General features: G+C 34.4%; 14 protein-coding genes and 2 tRNA genes. 7 read left to right on the top strand and 9 right to left on the bottom strand.

The annotated features are described in order from the left end of the window. Nucleotides 1-455: 455 nt before the first annotated feature. From ACM55H_RS09015 to ACM55H_RS08995, 5 genes are all read left to right on the top strand, one after another. On the top strand, nucleotides 456-3530 hold the full coding sequence (locus tag ACM55H_RS09015; protein ID WP_416836189.1) for a SusC/RagA family TonB-linked outer membrane protein: 3075 nt from the start codon (nucleotides 456-458) through the stop codon (nucleotides 3528-3530). 2 nt (nucleotides 3531-3532) lie between these two features. After that, nucleotides 3533-5128: a SusD/RagB family nutrient-binding outer membrane lipoprotein gene (locus tag ACM55H_RS09010; protein ID WP_416836188.1), complete on the top strand. Its 1596-nt coding sequence runs from the start codon at nucleotides 3533-3535 to the stop codon at nucleotides 5126-5128. A 454-nt stretch (nucleotides 5129-5582) separates the two neighbouring features. Next, nucleotides 5583-6914, top strand: a complete 1332-nt coding sequence (locus ACM55H_RS09005) for a sugar MFS transporter (RefSeq protein WP_416836187.1) — start codon at nucleotides 5583-5585, stop codon at nucleotides 6912-6914. Between the two features lie 310 nt (nucleotides 6915-7224). Next, nucleotides 7225-10518 (top strand): VCBS repeat-containing protein, encoded by a 3294-nt coding sequence (locus ACM55H_RS09000; RefSeq protein ID WP_416836186.1) that lies wholly within the window; start codon nucleotides 7225-7227, stop codon nucleotides 10516-10518. A gap of 10 nt (nucleotides 10519-10528) precedes the next feature. After that, nucleotides 10529-11866: a vanadium-dependent haloperoxidase gene (locus tag ACM55H_RS08995; RefSeq protein ID WP_416836185.1), complete on the top strand. Its 1338-nt coding sequence runs from the start codon at nucleotides 10529-10531 to the stop codon at nucleotides 11864-11866. Between the two features lie 349 nt (nucleotides 11867-12215). Here ACM55H_RS08995 and ACM55H_RS08990 read toward each other — a convergent pair whose 3' ends face one another. From ACM55H_RS08990 to ACM55H_RS08980, 3 genes are all read right to left on the bottom strand, one after another. Beyond that, nucleotides 12216-12914, bottom strand: a complete 699-nt coding sequence (locus tag ACM55H_RS08990) for a pseudouridine synthase (RefSeq protein ID WP_416836184.1) — start codon at nucleotides 12912-12914, stop codon at nucleotides 12216-12218. 222 nt (nucleotides 12915-13136) lie between these two features. Further along, nucleotides 13137-13209, bottom strand: a tRNA-Met gene (locus ACM55H_RS08985). Nucleotides 13210-13241: 32 nt separating this feature from the next. Beyond that, nucleotides 13242-13314, bottom strand: a tRNA-Met gene (locus ACM55H_RS08980). A 117-nt stretch (nucleotides 13315-13431) separates the two neighbouring features. Here ACM55H_RS08980 and era point away from each other — a divergent pair. Both era and der read left to right on the top strand, forming a co-directional pair. Then, nucleotides 13432-14313 carry a GTPase Era gene (gene era / locus ACM55H_RS08975; protein WP_416836183.1) on the top strand — a complete coding sequence of 294 codons (882 nt, stop codon included), beginning with the start codon at nucleotides 13432-13434 and terminating at the stop codon, nucleotides 14311-14313. Between the two features lie 214 nt (nucleotides 14314-14527). Continuing rightward, entirely contained in the window at nucleotides 14528-15838 is a 1311-nt protein-coding gene (der, locus tag ACM55H_RS08970; protein ID WP_039109002.1) for a ribosome biogenesis GTPase Der, read from the top strand. Between the two features lie 45 nt (nucleotides 15839-15883). On the opposite strand, the gene ACM55H_RS08965 is transcribed toward der, so the two are convergent. From ACM55H_RS08965 to ACM55H_RS08940, 6 genes are all read right to left on the bottom strand, one after another. Continuing rightward, entirely contained in the window at nucleotides 15884-16120 is a 237-nt protein-coding gene (locus ACM55H_RS08965; RefSeq protein ID WP_416836182.1) for a hypothetical protein, read from the bottom strand. A gap of 308 nt (nucleotides 16121-16428) precedes the next feature. Beyond that, nucleotides 16429-17184: a DUF2490 domain-containing protein gene (locus tag ACM55H_RS08960; RefSeq protein ID WP_416836181.1), complete on the bottom strand. Its 756-nt coding sequence runs from the start codon at nucleotides 17182-17184 to the stop codon at nucleotides 16429-16431. Between the two features lie 66 nt (nucleotides 17185-17250). Beyond that, nucleotides 17251-18012: a phosphate ABC transporter ATP-binding protein PstB gene (gene pstB / locus ACM55H_RS08955; protein ID WP_416836180.1), complete on the bottom strand. Its 762-nt coding sequence runs from the start codon at nucleotides 18010-18012 to the stop codon at nucleotides 17251-17253. After that, a complete protein-coding gene (gene pstA, locus ACM55H_RS08950) occupies nucleotides 18009-18848 on the bottom strand; it encodes a phosphate ABC transporter permease PstA (protein WP_416836179.1) in 840 nt (279 codons plus the stop codon). The genes pstB and pstA overlap by 4 nt, the downstream gene beginning before the upstream one ends. A 12-nt stretch (nucleotides 18849-18860) precedes the next feature. After that, entirely contained in the window at nucleotides 18861-19754 is an 894-nt protein-coding gene (gene pstC, locus ACM55H_RS08945; protein ID WP_416836178.1) for a phosphate ABC transporter permease subunit PstC, read from the bottom strand. A 94-nt stretch (nucleotides 19755-19848) separates the two neighbouring features. Beyond that, nucleotides 19849-20796, bottom strand: a complete 948-nt coding sequence (locus ACM55H_RS08940) for a PstS family phosphate ABC transporter substrate-binding protein (protein WP_416836177.1) — start codon at nucleotides 20794-20796, stop codon at nucleotides 19849-19851. Between the last annotated feature and the right edge of the window lie 112 nt (nucleotides 20797-20908).

The following is a 20908-nucleotide window of genomic DNA, read 5'->3' as shown; positions in this document are numbered from 1 at the left end:
TGTCTATAAAATGGTTAACTTTTTAATACTCTTTAAAAGTCATAATTGCAACGAATTATTAAAAGGATTTAATTGGGTAATTCAGTCATTTGTTAATCAGCAATGTTTTCTAGATTTACTTTTTATAGGATGAAAAGATGTTGAATATCTTATTGCGGTATGTTTGTTAAATTTTAACACTTACTATACTTTTTTTTAGCAATAGCGTCATTTTTTAGTCTTTTAATGTCTTTTTTTAGTTTAAAATGCGATTAAAAGTGTCTTTAAAAATTAACAGAGTTGGTTCAATTATAGGCTGAAAATCACAAAATTTCATAAAAAAATAGCCCAATAGCTTTAAAAAATTGTTATTGGTCGAAATAATTTTCCAGTGATGCAGCATAGTTTTAAATTTAAGAAATTATTAACGTTAGGTTAACCAATTAAAAATAAATTATTAACACAAAAACCAAATTATGATTCAAAAAGTATTTAAGTTACTGTTTGTGTTTTGCTTGTTCAGCTTTCAATTTGCTAAAGCACAAACCACAGTATCAGGAAAAATTACCGATGGAAGTACTGGTATGTCATTACCAGGGGTAAATGTTGTTGTTAAAGGGACAACAAAGGGGATTTCGAGCGATTTTGAAGGGAAGTACAGTATTAATGTTCCAAATCGGTCAGCGATTTTAGTATTTTCTTATGTAGGTTATGCTGAAAAAGAAGTTACTGTATCTGGGTCAACTACTGTAAATGTTTCTATGTCAGAAAATGCAAATCAGTTAGGAGAAGTTGTAGTAACAGCTTTGGGTATTTCTAAAGATCAAAGAAAATTAGGTTATGCCGTAACTACTGTAGGTGGGGATAACTTAGACAAAGCTAGAGAAACGAACGTAGCTAATGGTTTAGCAGGTCGTGTTTCAGGTCTTGTAGTTAGAGGAACTAGTAGTGGTGCTGGTGGAACTTCAAAAGTTCTTTTGAGAGGTATATCAGGTATTACTAGTGGAGGTTCTCCATTATTTGTTATTGATGGTATTCCAATTGATAATACACAAAGAGGTTCAGCTGGAGAATGGGGTGGAGCTGACCAAGGTGATGGTATTGGTAATATCAATCCAGATGATATTGAGAAAATGACAGTTCTTAAAGGTCAGTCAGCATCAGCTCTTTATGGTGCTAGAGCTGTAAATGGGGTTATTATTATTACTACTAAAAAAGGTAAAAAAGGGGGGGATTACTCCATTACTTTTAATTCTAATTTTATGGCTGACGCACCAGTTGATTATACTGATTTTCAAAGTCAATATGGTCAAGGTACAGGAGGTTCAAAACCTTTAACTGCAAGTGCTGCATTAGCTTCAAACAGAAATTCTTGGGGAGGAAAATTAGATGGTAGTTCAGTAATTGGTTTTGACGGTAAACAATATGTTTATGGTAAAGCTAAAGAAAGTTATATCGATTTTTATAGAACAGGAACTAACCTTACCAATACTGTTTCTGTTTCTAAAGGTGTTGGAAATGGAGCATTTCGTTTGTCATTCTCTAATTTAGATTCTAAATCTATTGTGCCAAATAGTGGTCTTAAACGTACTACGATAAATTTGAGCGCAGATCAAAACATTACAGATAAATTAAATGTGGCTGCTTCTGTAAATTACACAGATGAAAGATCAAATAATAGAGCTTTTTTAAGTGATGGTCCTAAAAATCCAAATAATTTTTTATTCTTGGCTCCAAATGTAGATCATAATATTTTTGCTCCTGGTTATGACCCTGTAACTGGTGCTGAAATTGTTTTTAGTGATGATAATTATGTAACAAACCCTTATTTTATAGTTAATCAAGGGGTTGAAGATCCTACAAGAAAAAGAATCATTTCTGTATTATCAACTAAATATAACTTTACAGATAATATCTATGCAATGGTAAGATTAGGAAATGATGTTTCTAATGATACAGAATTTAGTGTTAATCCTTGGGGATTAGATTATACTACTAATAAACGTGGAAGCTTGGATAGTAAAGGTCAATCTACTCGTTCTGAGTTAAATCTTGATGGACTTTTTGGAGCTAAATTTAAAATTGGCAGTGATTTCTCAGTAGATGCATTAGCGGGTGCTAATATTAGACAAAATAAATATGAAAGAATTAAAATAGGTGGTGGTCCATTCGTTTTACCTTATTTATATACTCCAAACAATGTAGTTAATATTAATAGAGAGTATAATTATACAGGAAGTGAAAGCCACTCTGCATTTTATTCATTTGATTTTGGATATAAAAAATATTTAACATTATCTACAACAGGTCGTTACGATGTTTATTCTTCATTGTCATCTGCAGCTTCTTCTAATAATGGAGTATTTACACCTTCAGTTTCTGGAGCGTTTGTTTTCAATGATTTATTACATATCGATGCGTTAGATTTTGGTAAAGTAAGAGTATCTTATGCGGTAACAAGTGGTGAGGCTACTCCTTATACGAATTCTTTATATTTCAATTCAGGGAATTCATTAGTAAGTAATGGTGTAAGTTATTCTACGGGTTCAATTCCTTCAACTCTTCCAACTCTTTTAAAACCATTTACGGTAGACGAGATAGAATTAGGTTTAGATCTTAGATTCTTAAAAAGCAGATTAACATTTGATTTATCTTACTATCAAAAAACTTCTCATGATGAGATTTTAAATGCGGAATACAGTAGATCTACTGGATTTGCTACAGGTGTAGTTGCAAGCGCTTCTATTCAAAATAAAGGGTTAGAAATTGCTGTAACTGGAATTCCTGTAAAAACAGATAATTTTACTTGGACAACTAGTTTGAATACTACCAATTTTAAAAACAAAGTATTGGCTACTAATGCAGATGCTACTCCAATCGTTTTAGGAAGTAACCGTGGAACTTTAGGAAATGCTGTTACTGCTTATGTTGTAGGTGCAGCTGGTCCGCAAATTAGAGCGTATGATTATGCTTATAATACAGATGGAAGTATCCAAGTTGATGCTGCGGGTTTACCAGTAAGAGGGGAGTTTAAAAACTTCGGTTCTGTTTTACCAACTTTTTATGGTGGATGGAATAATGAATTCAAATACAAAAACTTTAATCTTGCGTTCTTAGTTGATTTTAATTACGGTAATAAAGTAATTTCTGCTACTGAATACTACTCTCGTTTAAGAGGATTGAATCAAGCTACATTAGTAGGTAGAGAAACAGGTGTTACAAATAGTGGAATTACTGCTACAGCTGAAAATTATTATCAAGCAGAAGCTCGTAACATTACAAGTACAAGTGTTGTTAGCGGGGATTTTATCAAACTTAGACAATTATCATTTGGATATGCTTTCCCTAAAAGTGTAATGGGCAAAATCTCATTCTTGGAAGGAATTGATGTTTCATTTGTAGCTAGAAATCTTGCTATCCTAATGCGTAAAGCGGATAATATTGATCCAGAAAGTAGTTTTGGTTCTAATGTGAAATATTATGGAATTGAAGGGACTAGTTTACCTTCAACAAGGTCTTTTGGTCTAAATGTTAACTTTAAAATAAAATAATTATGACTAAATATATTAAAATATTGTTTGTTGTTGTTAGTGGTTTGCTAATTTCATGCGATAGTAATTTCCAAGAAATTAATACCGATCCAACTAAAGCAGGATCAGAAATATTTGATCCAAATTTACTTTTACCAAGAGCTCTTTATGATTATGGACAAAGAACTGTAGGTTACGAAGGCCCAATCTTATTTCAAAGTATGTGGGTACAACTTTTAGCATCGCCTTCAACAGGAGGAGCTAATTATTATGATGGTGGAGATAAATATGTTACTACTGGTGGTACATATGATTATGTTCAAAGAATTTGGAATGGTGTTTACACCGCTGCTTCAACAGCGAATCAAATGTCTAAATTAGCAACTCAAAAAGACATGCCAAATTTAGCTGCTATTGGAACAATTGTAAAAATCATGTCTATTTCTTATATTTCAGATGTATATGGCGATGTTCCTTATACTGAGGCTTTAATGTTAGATCAAAGTGTTTCTCAACCAAAATACGACAAACAACAAGATTTATATCCTCAAATGTTAGCTGATTTAGATGCTGCAATAACAACTTTAGATGTTTCTAAAGATAAACCAACAAGTGATATTTATTATGGTGGTAATATTGCTAAATGGCGTTCTTTTGGTTATTCATTGATGTTAAAAATGGCAATGAGATTAACAGTTGCCGATGCTGCTAATGCTAAAAAGTATGCTGAAAAAGCGGCTGCAGGTGGAGTTTTTGCTTCTGTTGCTGACGAAGCTATTTCTCCTACTGATGATGCAGATGGTTTTGATAATGGTAATGGAGCTTCTTTCACTGTATCTGCAGATGTTTATGAAGTACGTTGGTCTAAAACATTGATTGATTATTTAAAATCTAACAATGATTTACGTTTACCTGTTGTTGCTGAAGTTCCAGCTGCTGGACTTGCTGCTAATTATTTATATACAGGTGGTAATACAAGTACGTCTGCTCAAATAGGATTTCCTAACGGATATGATACTAAAGGAGGATCTAGAGATGTAAGTTTAGAGCCTAATTATCCAGGTGCTACAGGTACGGGTAGCAATATCGCTGCAATTGGTAATTATTCTAGACCTACACCTATGTATAGAAATAGAACTACTCCAGTTTTTGTTCTTACTTATGCACAAGTACAATTGTTATTAGCTGAAGCTGCAGTAAGAGGATATTCTGTATCAGGAACTGCTTCTCAATACTTTAACAATGGATTAGTAGGTGCAATGGTAACTTTGAATAAATTTGGTGGAACTCAAATTACAAATGCTGACGCTGTTTTTTATGCTGCTGCACATCCTTTGAATGTTACTTCAACTTCTGCTTCTTTGAAAATGATTAATGAGCAAATATGGGCGACTACTGGTTTAACTGGTAACTGGGTTGAAGCTTGGAATAACTGGAAAAGATCTGATTTCCCTGTTCTTACACCGGTAAATTACACTGGAAACTTTAGTTCAGGACAAATTCCTACAAGACAAGTTTATCCGTCTACTGAAGGAAGTAATAATACTGCTAGTTATAATCAAGCTGTTTCTAACATGGGTGGAGACACTTGGATTACAAAAATCTGGTGGGATAAATAATAAATTGATTTTTTGATTCATAATTCTGTTAAAAGGAGGGGGAACTCTCCTTTTAACTTTTTTTCCAATTTTTATTGTCAAAAAAATAAACAGTTACTCTCTCTTTATTTAATCTGTTGGAAATTCAATAGTACTAATTTTTGTCTATTACTATTGTTTTTTTTAAATATATATTAGGCTATAAATAGTTCATCTTCATATCAATCTGCTCTTCATTTACAAAATGCAGATGCATATTGTATCGAGTTATGTTCTGAATCAGCGATATGAAATCTTCATAATGTTTTGCTTAAAAATAAAAAAACAGTTCTTAATATAGAGTTGGGCTGTCAAGCAATAGTGACCATATTTATTATATGACGCTATTTCTTTTAGAAAATAGAAGCACTAAAGAATTGAAAAAATAAAATCTAAATAATCGAATACTTAAAAATTAAATTATAAAATAATTATTATGGCTAGCAGTAACCAATTAGTAGTACAGGAAAAAAACACCACATTAATTCCAATTATGATAATTGGTGGACTATTTTTTATTTTCGGATTTGTAACTTGGATAAACGGTGCATTAATTCCATTTATGAAAACGATAAACGAATTAACATCAGCTCAATCACTATTGGTAGCTTCAGCGTCCTATATCTCTTTTGTAGTTATGGCCTTGCCGGCATCTTACATTTTAGCAAAGATTGGCTATAAAAAAGGAATGTCTTTAGGATTGTTTATAATGGGAATAGGAGCTTTAGTGTTTATACCTGCCGCCGAGGCAAGAACCTATTGGATGTTTTTAACAGGGATTTTTATTCAAGGAACTGGGATGACCTTATTACAAACGGCATCTAATCCTTACATTACGATTTTAGGGCCTATTGACAGTGCTGCTAAACGTATCGCGATTATGGGAATTGCTAATAAGATAGCCGGAGCTTTAGGGTCTCTTATTTTTGGAGCCCTTTTATTGTCTGGAATAGATGAAATTAAAGAAAAATTAAATGTTGTTGATGCTGCCAAAAAAGTACAATTGTTAGATACTATGGCAGACAGTGTTGTGGTTCCATATGTAATAATGGCAATTGTTTTATTTGTTTTAGGTCTGTTAATACGAAAAGCGCCTTTACCAAATGTAGAAGCAGAACCTATTGAAGTTGCAAAGGAAGGCGAATCAACAAAAACGAGTATTTTTCAATTCCCGCATTTGTGGTTAGGTGTGTTAACTCTTTTTATGTATGTTGGGGTTGAGGTTATTGCAGGAGACACTATTATAGCGTATGGTATTGCTCTAAATTTTCCTGTAGCGGAAGCTAAATTTTTCACCACATTTACATTAATGGCCATGGTAGCGACTTATGGTCTTGGAGTATTTTTAATTCCAAAATACATAACCCAAGCCTTTGCATTAAAAGCAAGTGCAGTTTTAGGAATTATATTGTCATTTTGTATTGTGTTTTCTTCCGGATTTACATCTGTTTTATTTGTAGCAGCGTTGGGTATTTCAAATGCTTTGGTATGGCCGGCAATATGGCCTCTAACTTTAAAAGGGTTAGGTAAGTTTACTAAAACAGCTTCTGCATTGTTGATTATGGCTATTTCTGGAGGAGCAATAATTCCTCCTTTATATGGGAAATTGGTTGATTCAAATAAAGCTGACTTTATTGCTCAAGGAATGAGTGATGCATTGGCAACAGCAAATGCTTCCACAAAAGGATATTGGATTTTATTACCGTGTTATATCATTGTATTATATTATGCCATTGCAGGACATAAGTTAGGATTAAAGAAAAACTAATTGTCAGTAAAAACAAACTAAATAGTAATTTATAATAAACTATGAATTTAAAACTAAAGTATCTTGGAAATTATATTGGTATTAATGTTTTTTTCTTGCTCTTCGATACCTTTTTGTATATGAATTAATCTCAAAGCGTATTTGAGAATCTTTAAGACATTTAAAATAGTAACAATCAAACAAAACTTTCTTAGATTCATGGAGCAGAATGGGAAGCTTACTTGAACTTTTATGTTTAGTTTTAGTAATTTTATAATTTAAGAAGACATCGATACCTGTCATGATAATTCATTTTTAATAAACAAAAAATATGAAAAGAGTTTGGTTATTTATAGGGTTCAGTTTATTGATTTTTTTACCTGTTTTTTCGCAACAGACAAAATTATTTTCTTTGCTACCTGCTGAAAAAACAGGAATTACTTTCAATAATCGTCTTCCTGAATCTCCTCAGCTTAATATTATTACTTACGAGTATTTTTATAATGGCGGCGGAGTGGCATCCGGTGATTTTAATAATGATGGATTGATAGATTTGTATTTTACTTCAAATCTTCAACCTAATAAAATGTATCTCAATAAAGGAAATCTGAATTTTGAAGATATAACAAAGAAATCAGGTACAGAAGGGCGCAGAGGATGGAAAACAGGGGTAAGTGTTGTCGATATAAACGGTGATGGTTGGCTGGATATTTATGTTTGTTATTCTGGAGATGTTGAACCCGAGAAAAGAAGAAATCAATTGTTTATCAATAATGGACCTTCCTCATCCGGAGAAATTACATTTAAGGATAAAGCGGTGGAAATGGGAGTTGCAGATGAAGGATATTCCACGCAAACTGCTTTTTTTGATTATGATAATGATGGAGACTTGGATCTTTTTGTGTTGAATCATAATATCAAAGCGCTTCGTAATTTTGATGCTTCTTTTGTAAAAAAAATGGTAGATCCTGATGCGGGAGACCGTCTTTATCGCAATGATAACAACCATTTTACAGATGTTACCGTGCAAGCGGGTATTATTTCTAATCCTCTTGGATATGGGCTATCTGTTATTGTGAGCGATTTAAATAATGATGGTTGGGCAGATTTATATGTATCTAATGATTATGTCGAAGAAGATTATCTCTACATTAATAACAGAGACGGAACTTTTACGGATAGTTTGAAAGATCAGTTGGGACATATTTCTAATTTTTCTATGGGAGCGGATATCGCCGATATTAATAATGATGGCTGGCCTGATATTTATACACTTGACATGCTTCCTGCCGATAATAAAAGACAAAAATTATTGTATGCCCCAGATAATTATGAACTTTATAATAATACTTTAAATAACGGATTTTACCATCAGTTGATGCGTAATATGTTGCAGGTAAATAACGGTAACAATACCTTTAGCGAAACTGGGCAGTTAAGTGGAATCTCTAATACTGATTGGAGTTGGTCCGCCTTATTTGCTGATTTTAACAATGATGGTAATAAGGATTTGTTTGTTTCTAATGGGTATGCAAGAGACATGATTAATCGAGATTTTGTCAAATTTTATGCTAGTGAGCGATTGAAGCATTTGCGTGGCGAAACCGAAGACAAGATGTTTACAATGTTGCAGGGAATCCCTTCAACTCCTCTTCATAATTATATTTTTGAAAACAAAGGAAATCTTCAGTTTAAGGACTGCTCAATGGACTGGGGACTCGAAGATGAAAATTTTTCACATGGATCCGTTTATACTGATCTGGACAATGACGGAGATCTTGATTTGGTAATCAACCGGATGAATCAGGTTGCAGCTGTCTATAAGAATAATGCTATTGAGATGGGGAATGGTGGCAATTATATCAATCTGGAATTGCAAATGCCAGGACAAAATAAAAATGCTTTGGGAGCTAAAGTAAAAGTGTTTACTCCAAGTGGTACTGTTACCCAGGAAAATTATCCCGTTCATGGTTTTCAAAGCTCCATGCAACAACCCATGCATTTTGGTTTGCCTTCAGCAACTATTGATTCGATTGCAGTATATTGGCCTGATGGAAAAATGGAGACAATAAAAAAGGATATTGCGGTTGGTCAATCTATTAAAGTCCTATATGAAAAAGCCAATCTTAGTTCAATTGTTTCAGAGTCGAGTAAGAAAACCGTTTTTTCTTCGGCTACGACTGCAATTCCTTTTCGACATATAGAAGAAGAAACTAATGATTTCAAGGTGCAACCTCTAATGACTAATATGCTTTCTTACAGCGGACCACATATTGCTAAAGCGGATGTGAACAAAGATGGATTGGAGGATGTTTTTATTGGCGGTTCCAGAGGGCATGCAGGTCAACTTTTCTTGCAGCAACCAAACGGTGATTTTGTTCTTTCTGTCCAAAAAGGATTCGAGCAGGATAGTGCATCAGAAGATGTTGATGCGTTGTTTTTTGATGCGGATAATGATGGCGATATGGATTTGTATGTAGTCAGTGGAGGATATGCTTTTGACGAAAATGACGCAGCATTACAAGACAGACTTTATATCAATACTAATGGGTTTTTTGAAAAAAGTTTGGATGCATTACCAATAGAAACCAAAAGCGGCTCTTGTGTAAAGGCAGCTGATGTAAATGGGGATGGAAATCTTGATTTATTTATAGGAAGTCGTGTAATTCCTGGGAAATATCCTGAAACTCCGGAGAGTATGTTGCTCATCAATAATGGTAAAGGAATATTTACTAATCGTATCGCCTCATTAGCTCCGGCATTGCAACAAATAGGAATGGTTACTGATGCTTTGTGGATGGATATCAACAAAGATGGTCAACCGGAATTGATTGTTTGTGGCGAATGGATGAAAGTGAGTTGTTTTGAAAATAAAAAAGGAACACTTACAGATGCCACTCAAAAATATTTTCCTGATTCCTTGGAAGGTTGGTGGAACCGATTAGCTACAGCTGATTTGGATAATGATGGAGATCTTGATTTGGTTGCTGCTAATTGGGGAACTAATAGTCAAATTCAGGTCAATGAAAAAGAACCTGTAACGCTTTGTTATGGTGATTTTGACAAGAATGGTTCCATAGATCCTTTTGTTTCTTGTTATGTTCAGGGAAAATCATATCCTATGGCTAGCCGAGATGAATTAACAGACCAGATTGTTAGTTTGAGACAACGATTTCCAAATTATGAATCGTATTCAGAAGTAACTATTAATGAAATTTTATCAGCAGACCAATTGCAGTCTGCAAAGCAATTAAAGGCCAGTACGTTTGAAACGGTTTGGTTCGAAAATAAAAACGGGGTCTTTATTAAACACCTTTTACCGGTTCAGGCTAATTATGCTCCTGTATACGCCATTGGAATAGATGATTACAATAATGATGGTAAAACTGATATTTTATTGGGCGGTAATATAGAGAAAACAAGAATAAAAATAGGCAAGATAGACGCTAATTATGGCATCTTATTGACTGGAGACGGAAAAGGAAATTTTAATTATATGCCACAGTTAAGTTCTGGTTTAAATGTTAACGGATGTGTAAAGGATATTATTTCTTTACCATTTAATGGCAAAAAAAGAGTTGTTTTTTCTATAAATAATCAGCGTCCTGCTGTGTATAATTATTAATACAATCGCTATGAGAAAAATCTATATCATTCTATTTGTAATTTTTACAGGGAGCACATCATATTCCCAAAATTCAGCGCAATTCTCTTCAAAAGAGTATGTCTCCGCTTTAAAAAAAGTAACGGATGTGATGGTCAATGATATTGCCTCTCCGGTGGCAGCAGCGAGGTATTATGCTTATGTTACTCTTGCTTCAAATGAAGTGACGTCATTGTTTCAAGTGCCTGCAAATTCTTTTTCCCAATCGCTCAAACACTATCAAAAGTTGCAAGTATCAGATACACTAATTGCAAAAAGTAATGCTTCTTTTGCTACTGTATTTACTGTTTTTAAAATGGCAGAAAAACTGTTACCATCGGGTTCTAAGTTTTCGGCCAAAGCTGATTCTTTAATGCATTTGGCCATAAAAAAAGGAATTCCTGCTGCACAGGTAGAAAATACCTCTAAGTTGGTTCAAGTTGCGGTAAATCAAATGATGCAGTATGTAAAAGCAGATGGTTTTAGTAAGCTCAGTAGTTATAAGAAATACACTCCTTTAGCCGGAGAAGGTCATTGGCAACCAACGGGTCCAGGATATATGCAGGCTTTGGAGCCACAATGGTATCGAATAAGAACCTTTTTGCTTGATTCGGCACAGCAATTTAAGCCAAAAGCACCTGTCTCTTTTGATAGTAACAAAACGTCATTATTTTACCAACAAATGCTTGAGGTTTACACCATTGTAAACCACTTAACAAAAAAAGAAAAAGCCATTGCCAGTTTTTGGGATTGCAATCCTTTCACTTTACAACAGATTGGTCATGTTGAATTTGGTTTGAAAAAAATTTCTCCCGGGGGGCATTGGATAGGGATTACTGGTATCGCTTGTTTAAAAAAAGAAACCACTTTACCACAAACCGTTTTTATTCATACGGCAGTTGCCCTTACATTGTCTGATGCTTTTATTTCTTGTTGGGATGAAAAGTATAGAAGTAATAGGATAAGACCAGAAACAGCAATCAATAAATGGATTGACATTCGATGGCGATCATTGTTGCAAACGCCTCCTTTTCCCGAATATACTTCTGGACACAGCGTAATATCAACAGCCGCTGCTACGGTACTCACTCAAATTTTAGGGGATGATTTTTCTTTTACAGACAATACGGAGATAGAATTTGGTTTGCCTGAACGGAAATTCAAATCCTTTTTGCAAGCATCACAAGAAGCTGCCATTTCCAGATTATATGGTGGAATTCATTACAGAGATGCTATTGAAAACGGTGCGTTACAGGGGAAACAAATTGGAATGTTCATTGGTCAAAAAATATTAAAGTCTAATGATGGGAATTTTACCTTTAAAAATTAATCATTAAATTATTATATACTTTATCAAAATGAAGTTTAAAGTGTTTTATTAGTTTGTCGTTTTTGTTTTGCAAATTAATCTTTAACAATTTGGTTTCTAACACAATTAAAAACAAATACAGTGTTAGAGTATCTAACCAAAAAAGTAAATGGCGTTTTTGATTTAATCTAAGTAATTACAGGAGGTGATGATAGGTAGTGAAAATAAAAAAAACCATCAAAATGTTGATGAGTTTTTCTTAGTAGCGGGTAATCTTGAAAAAGCTAATGAGTTTTTTGACGATTATTATAGTATTTTAGCACGCGCATCTTAAATTTCAAAATAGAACAATAATTTACAAATTATTATTCTATTTATACTTATTCAAATCTAGATTAAGAATAGTACCTACTTTGCTAAACTCTTCATTAATCTTTGCATTCAAGATAAGTTGTTCATTTGTTATTGGATGATTAAAAATTAACTGATGTGCATGAAGCATCATTCCTTTCAGTTCAAAATTCTCCAACCATAATTTATTTTGTTTGTTACAACCATGTGGACGACTTCCTAAAATGGGATGAAAAATATGTTTGAAATGTTTTCGTAATTGATGCATACGTCCAGTTTCAGGAATCGCTTCTACCAAACAATATCGTGACGTTGGTTGGTTGTTAAATTCTAACTCAACTTCGGCATTTTGCAAACGATGAAAGTATGTTATTGCATTTTGTTTAATGTCATCATCATTAGTTAAATCATAATCAATCGTTAGTTCTTCGGGTGACCAACCACGTAAAATTGCTAAATATTTTTTTTCGACTTCGCGTGTGGCAAAACGATCATTCATAATTTTCAAAACGGCTGCATCCAACGCAAATAACAAGACACCAGATGTTTTGCGGTCTAACCGATGAATAGGATAAACGTGTCGCCCTCCTATTTGATTTCTCAATTCTTGAATAGCATAAACTTTTGCATCGCGCGCATAAAATGATTTGTGAACCAACAATCCACTTGGTTTATTAATTGCTATAATATATTCGTCTTGGTAAAGAATTTCTAACATTTGGCAAAAATAAAAGAGATTTCGATAGAAATCTCTTTTTTGACTTATTTATTTCCCCGCTCTCCGAAGAGTTCTTATTAAACGCTGTGCGAATGTCTCCTGACTTCGCACCCACAATCTTGATCAACTAAACAAAAAACAGATACATTAAAAAGTAGTTTTTGTTTTTCAAAGTAAATATAAACAAAAAAAGCTCCAGATTTCTCTGAAGCTTTGTCTTAGTAGCGGGAACAGGACTCGAACCTGTGACCTTCGGGTTATGAGCCCGACGAGCTGCCTACTGCTCTATCCCGCGATGTGCGTTTGTATTTTCAATAAAATTCTTAGTAGCGGGAACAGGACTCGAACCTGTGACCTTCGGGTTATGAGCCCGACGAGCTGCCTACTGCTCTATCCCGCGTTGTTTCGGGTGCAAATGTACGACGAATTTCCGTATTTCCAACGAAAATTTTAAAAAATGTTTTATTTCGTCTATTGACTTGATATGACTACCTTTGCGGAATAAATTATAATAGAAATGTCACATAAAGCAGGTTTTGTAAACATCATCGGGAATCCAAATGTTGGGAAATCAACACTAATGAATGCCTTTGTTGGAGAAAGATTGTCAATAATCACATCAAAAGCACAAACAACACGTCATAGAATTCTGGGAATTGTAAACGGGGAAGATTTTCAAATGATCTTATCGGATACGCCTGGAATCATCAAACCGGCATATGAAATGCAGGAATCAATGATGAATTTCGTTAAGTCCGCTTTTGAAGATGCTGATGTTCTGATTTATATGGTGGAAATTGGAGAACAAGAGTTGAAAGACGAAGCGTTTTTTAATAAAATTATCCATGCCAAAATCCCTGTTTTATTATTATTGAATAAAATTGACAATTCAAATCAGGCGCAACTGGAAGAACAAGTGGCTTTCTGGACTGCGAAAGTTCCTAATGCAGAAATTTTTCCAATTTCAGCTTTGCAGAATTTTAATGTGCCAGAAGTTTTTGGAAGAATCATTTCATTATTGCCAGAATCTCCTGCTTATTACCCGAAAGATCAATTGACGGATAAACCAGAGCGTTTCTTTGTAAATGAAACTATTCGTGAGAAAATCTTGTTGAATTACAGCAAAGAAATTCCATACGCTGTAGAAATTGTTACCGAAGAGTTTTTTGAGGATGAAAACATCATTAGAATCCGTTCTTTGATTATGGTGGAGCGTGAAACCCAAAAAGGAATCATTATAGGTCATAAAGGTGCTGCTTTGAAAAAAGTAGGAATGGAAGCGCGTGTTGATTTAGAAAAATTCTTTGGAAAACAAATTCATATTGAGTTGGTGGTGAAAGTGAATAAAAACTGGAGAAGCAACGCGAATATGTTGAAGCGTTTTGGCTATAACCAATAAGAGTTGATTTGTTCATTCGGTTGTTTGTTTAATCGTTTGAAAATAAAAGCTATTTGATCTCGAAATGCCCTAGCCCTGATAATAGCGGCATCCTTTTTCTGGCTTTTTTAGACAGAAAAAGATACAGCGGATAGCAGGAAAAAGCTCCTTAAAACTTTAAAGTTGAAAGCTTAAACAAAAAGCATACCTTTGCAAAATATTTGAAAATAGGATTATGAATAACATTGTTGCCATTGTAGGAAGGCCAAACGTAGGAAAATCGACTCTTTTTAATCGATTAATCCAAAGAAGAGAAGCTATTGTAGATTCAGTTTCGGGAGTGACCCGTGATAGAAACTATGGAAAAAGCGAATGGAACGGAAAGGAATTTTCTGTGATTGATACGGGCGGATACGTGCGTGGTTCGGATGACGTTTTTGAAGGCGAAATTCGTAAACAAGTAGAACTTGCTATAGATGAGGCTGATGTTATCATTTTTGTTGTCGATGTAGAAGAAGGGATTACTCCAATGGATGATGCTGTTGCGAGATTGTTGCGTAAAGTGACGAAACCGGTTTTACTTGCAGTAAATAAGGTGGATAATGCGATGCGTGAGAAAGATGCGATTGAGTTTTATAATCTTGGTTTAGGAGAATATTATACGTTTGCCAGTATTTCAGGAAGTGGAACAGGGGATTTATTGGACGCATTGATTGATGCTTTTCCTATAAAACCAGAGCCAACTCAAGAAGAAGTTGTATTGCCTCGTTTTGCAGTTGTAGGTCGACCTAATGCTGGAAAATCTAGTTTTATCAATGCATTGATTGGTAAAGACAGATATATAGTTACTGATATTGCGGGAACCACCCGTGATTCTATTGATACAAAATTTGACCGTTTCGGTTTCGAATTTAACTTGGTTGATACGGCAGGAATTCGTCGTAAAGCGAAAGTGAAAGAAGATTTAGAATTTTACTCTGTAATGCGTTCGGTTCGTGCCATTGAGCATGCTGATATTTGTATTTTGATTATAGATGCCACTCGTGGATTTGAAGGTCAGGATCAAAGTATTTTTTGGTTAGCTGAGAAAAACCGTAAAGGAGTTGTAATTTTAGTGAATAAATGGGATTTAGTTGAAAAAGAAACGATGTCAACTCGTGATTATGAAGCTAAAATCAGAGAAGAATTAATGCCATTTACGGATGTGCCTATTCTTTTTGTTTCGGCATTAACGAAACAACGTTTGTTGAAAGCATTAGAAGCAACCGTAAAAGTTTTCGAGAACAGACAACAACGTATTGCTACTTCAAAATTCAATGAATTTATGTTGAAAGTGATTGAAGCATACCCACCACCAGCGACAAAAGGGAAATATGTAAAAATTAAATATTGCATGCAATTGCCAACACCAACACCTCAGTTTGTGTTTTTTGCCAATATGCCACAATATGTTAAAGAACCTTACAAACGTTATCTGGAAAATAAAATTAGAGAAAACTGGGACTTTTCAGGAGTGCCAATCGATATTTATATCAGAGAGAAATAAGAAAAAATCCCGAGCAATCGGGATTTTTTTTGTTTAAAATCGATATTACTGTTCTTCTTCTTCTAAAGTTTCCATTGGATGGTCACCATACCAATCTTTAAAAGTTCTTACTGTTTTGTAATCGTCATGTAGAACTGTATATACCATAAATAAAATTAATGGTATACCAATGCAATATAGGGTCATTATTACCGGCAAAGTAACGTTAGTTTGACATAAACCGGCAAATACAAAAACATAAATGGTGGTAAACCACACGAGTTTGATTGCAAAATTTTTCATGGCTATATCTTTTATTAAAGTTACGCCAGAAAACTTAAAAATTTAGTTAATGTGTTATTAATCAATGCTTAAAATTGGAGTAATTCGTTAAGCTAATTTAGGACTGCTTTTTATGAATTATAACAGTTTAAGAAAAACTCCCAAAAGAGTTGCAATGACTATAATATGGGGTTCTTGTTTTTTTTTGACATAAACCAAAATTAAAACTGTTCCTAAAGCAATCAGTGCAGTGGGGATGTCAAAATGGGTTCGGAAGGGGTAAAGGGGCAGGGACTAAATTTGACTTTGAAAAGTGATTCCACAAAACCTTAGTTGGTCTGTTCTTTATGTCTTTCTTTTAATTTTATTTTATGTAAAAATGTAAACCGAATAATATCCCTGTCAAAATAATCAACACCACTCGCACGTTGTTGAAAACTTTTTAAATAACCCAATTCTAACGCAATGTTTTTGTTAATCCCATATTGTAAAGCGGTATAAATTCTGTTTTGGTCAAAAGTGTTTTTAACAATATTTTCACCGCCATTAATCATTAATTCATCGTAAACAATTGCTTTCAAATACTGACTTTCTTTTTTCCAACAGGAATATTCCCCTTGAAGACGGTATCTAAACCTCCAATAAAAGGTGTTTCCCGAAAGTAACCCCTCTTTATTGGCATTGTGTATATATCGCTCTTCTACTTGAAAGCGTTGATTTATGGTAATTTTATCAAATTCTTGCTTCCATGTTATGTCTTGTTGTCCTCTATATTCGGGTATTTTAAAATCAAAAGTGACTTCAGGAACTTGTGTAGCTACAGAAAAATAAGCATATCCCGCGCCAACTTCTATATTGTTGTTGATTTTATAGCGCCCCTGTAATCGTAGTGCAAATAAATTTTCCTCTATAGGATTTATAAAAATACGATTGTCAACTTCGGTATGTATAGACCATTTATTGTTTATGGTCAATTGGTTGTAATATCGTGTCCAAAGTAAACTCTGATGATCTACATTTTTTTCGGTTTGTGCTTTGGAAACAAAGCATACTAACAAAAGGCAAAAAATTCTAATGGTTTTCATGAAGTTTATTTCGATTTTTGGCAAATTTACATAAACTCTATAAAATATATAGATTTTATTTTATCGCTAAACCAAAAAACCTTTTACATAATCCTTAGTGAGTTTCTCTTTTGGGTTGAGAAGTACTTCTTCGGTAGGACCAAACTCAATAATTTCTCCCATATAGACAAAACCAATATAATCCGATACTCTTCGGGCTTGACGTAGAATGTGGGTGACTAATACAATTGTGTATTTGTCTTTTAATTGTAAAAATAATTCTTCGATATGCTGGGTTGATATTGGGTCTAATGCTGATGTTGGTTCATCTCCCAAAATGATTTCCGGTTCGATAGCAAGTCCTCTAGCCAAACACAATCGTTGTTGTTGACCAATGGATAATCGGGTAGCGGGAGATTTTAGTCTGTCCTTTACTTCATCCCAAAGGTTAACGCCACGAAGGTATTTTTCTACGATTTCATCCAACTCTTTTTTGTTATGGTTTCCGTGGATGCGTTGCCCATAAGCAATATTGTCGTAGATATTCATTGGCAACGGAAAAGGCCTTTGCGATAGCAAACCCATTTTTTTTCGAATGTGGGTTACTTCCACTTTTGGGTCGTAAATGTTTTCGCCATCTACCAAAACTTTTCCATCTACACGGACATCGTTTTGACGGTCGAGTAATCGGTTCATTGTTTTAAGAAGCGTCGTTTTTCCACAACCTGATGGACCAATTAGCGAAGTTACTTTTTTGTCTGGAATATCAAGATTGATGTTCTTTAGAATATGGTTTTCACCAATGTGAACATTTAGATTTTGGATGCTTATGTGAGGTTGAATGATCATATTTTATTTTTTGAAAGATTTTTGCTGGCTATTTTTGCTACAATGTTGATGACTAAAACAATGATGGTTAGGATAACGGCGGCGGCATAGGCTCGGTTTTGCACCTCTTTAATAGGGCTGCTCAATTGGAAAAATATTGATAGCGGTAAAGTTGCTGCTGGTTGGTCCAGGGAAGTTGGAATGCTGTCAGTAAAACCTGCTGTGAATAATACACAAGCAGCATCACCAATGGCTCTTCCAAATGACAGTAATATTGCGGTTATAATTCCAGGAATGGATTGTCTCAATATTATTTTTGCTGATTCATAACGTGTTCCTCCGAGTGCGAAAACAGCGTTACTCATATCTTCTGGCACCACCCGTACTACTTCGTCAATGGCTCGAATGAGTATGGGAATTATCATCAAAGTTACGGTAATGATTCCTGCTAATAAAGAGGTTTTTAATCCCATATAGACCATGATTGCAAATCCAAATGCTCCGTATACAATGGATGGAATACCAAACAAAATGTCAGAACTCAATCTGGTAATCGTGGCCAAAGTTGCATTTCTTTTGGCATACACATTAATGTAAATGACAATGGGAAGGCTGATTATAAGCCCTAATAAAGTTGAACCTATAGTGATGTAGACAGATCCAACGATGGCATTCAAAATACCACCACCTTTACCGATGTAAAAACCTCCTTCGGGGATTTTGGAAACCATATCCCAACTCAAAGAGGCAAGCCCTTTTGAAAACAAGGTGTATAATATCATGAACAGGGTGCTACTAATAATGATGGTGCTTAGTATCATCAAAACTTTGAATATATTTTCTTCTATTTTTCTCATGTTGATACCTGTTTAATTATTTCTTTTTTCGATTCTGTATAAAATAATTCTCGAAAGCGCATTGAATAAAAAGATAATGACAAATAGGAGCAGGGCTGCAAACATCAATGCCGAATCATACATTGGAATAGACATCATCTCGCCGTAATTATTAGCGATAAGCGCCGGCAATGGATAAGCCGAATCGAATAGGCTATGAGGGACTTGTGCCAAATTACCGCAGACCATCAATACTGCTATTGTTTCTCCAAAAGCTCTGGAAATAGCCAGAACCACTGCCGCTACAATTCCGTCAATTGATTTTCGTAGCACTACTTTCTTGGTGGTTTGCCATTGTGTTGCGCCTAATGATAAGGAAGCATTTCGTAAGTCCTGAGGAACATTGTCAAACACTTCAATTACAATACTTATGATAAGAGGGAAAATCATTATTGCTAATACAATTCCTCCCGCCAATACAGAATAACCCGTTGTAAATTCAACAAAATGTGGCGCTATTTTATCTTGTATTAAAGGGACAATTACCAAGACTCCCCAAACTCCATAAAGTACGGGAGGAATACCAGATAACAATTCAATTAAAGGCAGAACTAATTTTCGCACGCGTATGTGAGCATATTCCGAAAGATAAATAGCGGTGAGCATCGATAATGGTAAAGCAATTATAATAGCAATTGCAGTTACCCAAAGCGTACCAACAATAAAGGAATAAAACCCAAAGGCTTCTTTAAAAGGTTTCCATTCGGAAGAGAATAATAAATTATAAAGCGAAGTACTGTTTAAAATAGGCATTGATTTGTAGAACAATCCTAGAGCAATCAATACAACTGTCGAAATTGACAAGAGGGTAAGTGCCAAGAATGCTTTACCAATGAGACGATCTTTGAGTAGTCTTATATTTTTCATTTAATTGTAGTAAACCACCCTCACAAAAACTGTTTTAAAACCCCTCATGGTTTTCAGTATTTGCGTTAGGGTGGATGTTTTATTTAGAAGAATATTATTTTACCTTCTCTAATTCTTTTTTTAGTTTTTCTTTTGAAAGTTTAATGTATCCCGCTTCGGTAACAAATTTTTGACCATCGGTAAGAATGTATTTTATAAATGCTTTTACAACTGCATTGTTAGGTTTACCAGTAGTTACAAAATACAAATCTCTTGCAGGAGGAGATGGGTATTTCCCAGATACAATGGCCGCAATCAATTGATCTATGTCATTATAAAAATTTTCATCTGGATCAAGTTTACCATTATTGTTAAGGTCGATTGGTACTGCAACAATTCCATTGGTAGGTTTGTTGGTTTTTGTATCGTAGATATAAACGATATTGTTAAAACCTAAACCAGATGGATCTCTTTGAACAGCTTGAGCCAATCCAGGATCTCCAAACACGGCAACACCTTGTAAATCTTCTTGTTTTTTGCCAAAATAGCTAGCCCATGTTTCGGCAGCTCCAGCCGCATCAGATCTTGTGTACACATGTATAGGAGCAGTGCTCTTGAAGCCTAATGCATTCCATGTTTTGTATTTTCCTGTGATGAATATGTTATTGAAGGCTTCTTTTTTAACCCCTCTTTTGTATAATACGGATTTATAGGGACTCGTTGCGCTTATGGTTGGAATTACTGCATCTTTAGTTACAGCAATGGCATAAGCTCCTTTTTTGTACTCAGCAGCATTCAGTTGACGAGATACCAATCCAATATCGGTAACTTTGGATAATACATCGGTTATTCCTTTTCCAGCACCACCGGCCTGAATATCAATTTTGACATTTGGATGCGTTTTCTTGAATTCTTCGGCCCATTTTACAGTAATTGGATATAGGGCAAAAGCACCGGAAATACTTATGTTTCCTTTTAAATCTTGTGCTTCTACTTTTGTGATAGTTGCATTCGTCAATAATAAAATAATTACGGCGACTAACGATACTTTATATGTTTTCATTTTGTTTTTTTTTAAGGGTTTTAATATAATTAGATTTTAGCAAAAAGGAATAAAAAACACTGCAGTCATATAAAGGATTACGGTAATTTTTTTATTTAAAATCGAATCTAGT

Source organism: Flavobacterium cryoconiti (assembly GCF_048158645.1).
GTDB lineage: Bacteria > Bacteroidota > Bacteroidia > Flavobacteriales > Flavobacteriaceae > Flavobacterium > Flavobacterium cryoconiti.
The sequence above is the reverse complement of the archived record's forward strand: the minus strand, read 5'-3'. Positions and strand labels throughout refer to the sequence as shown.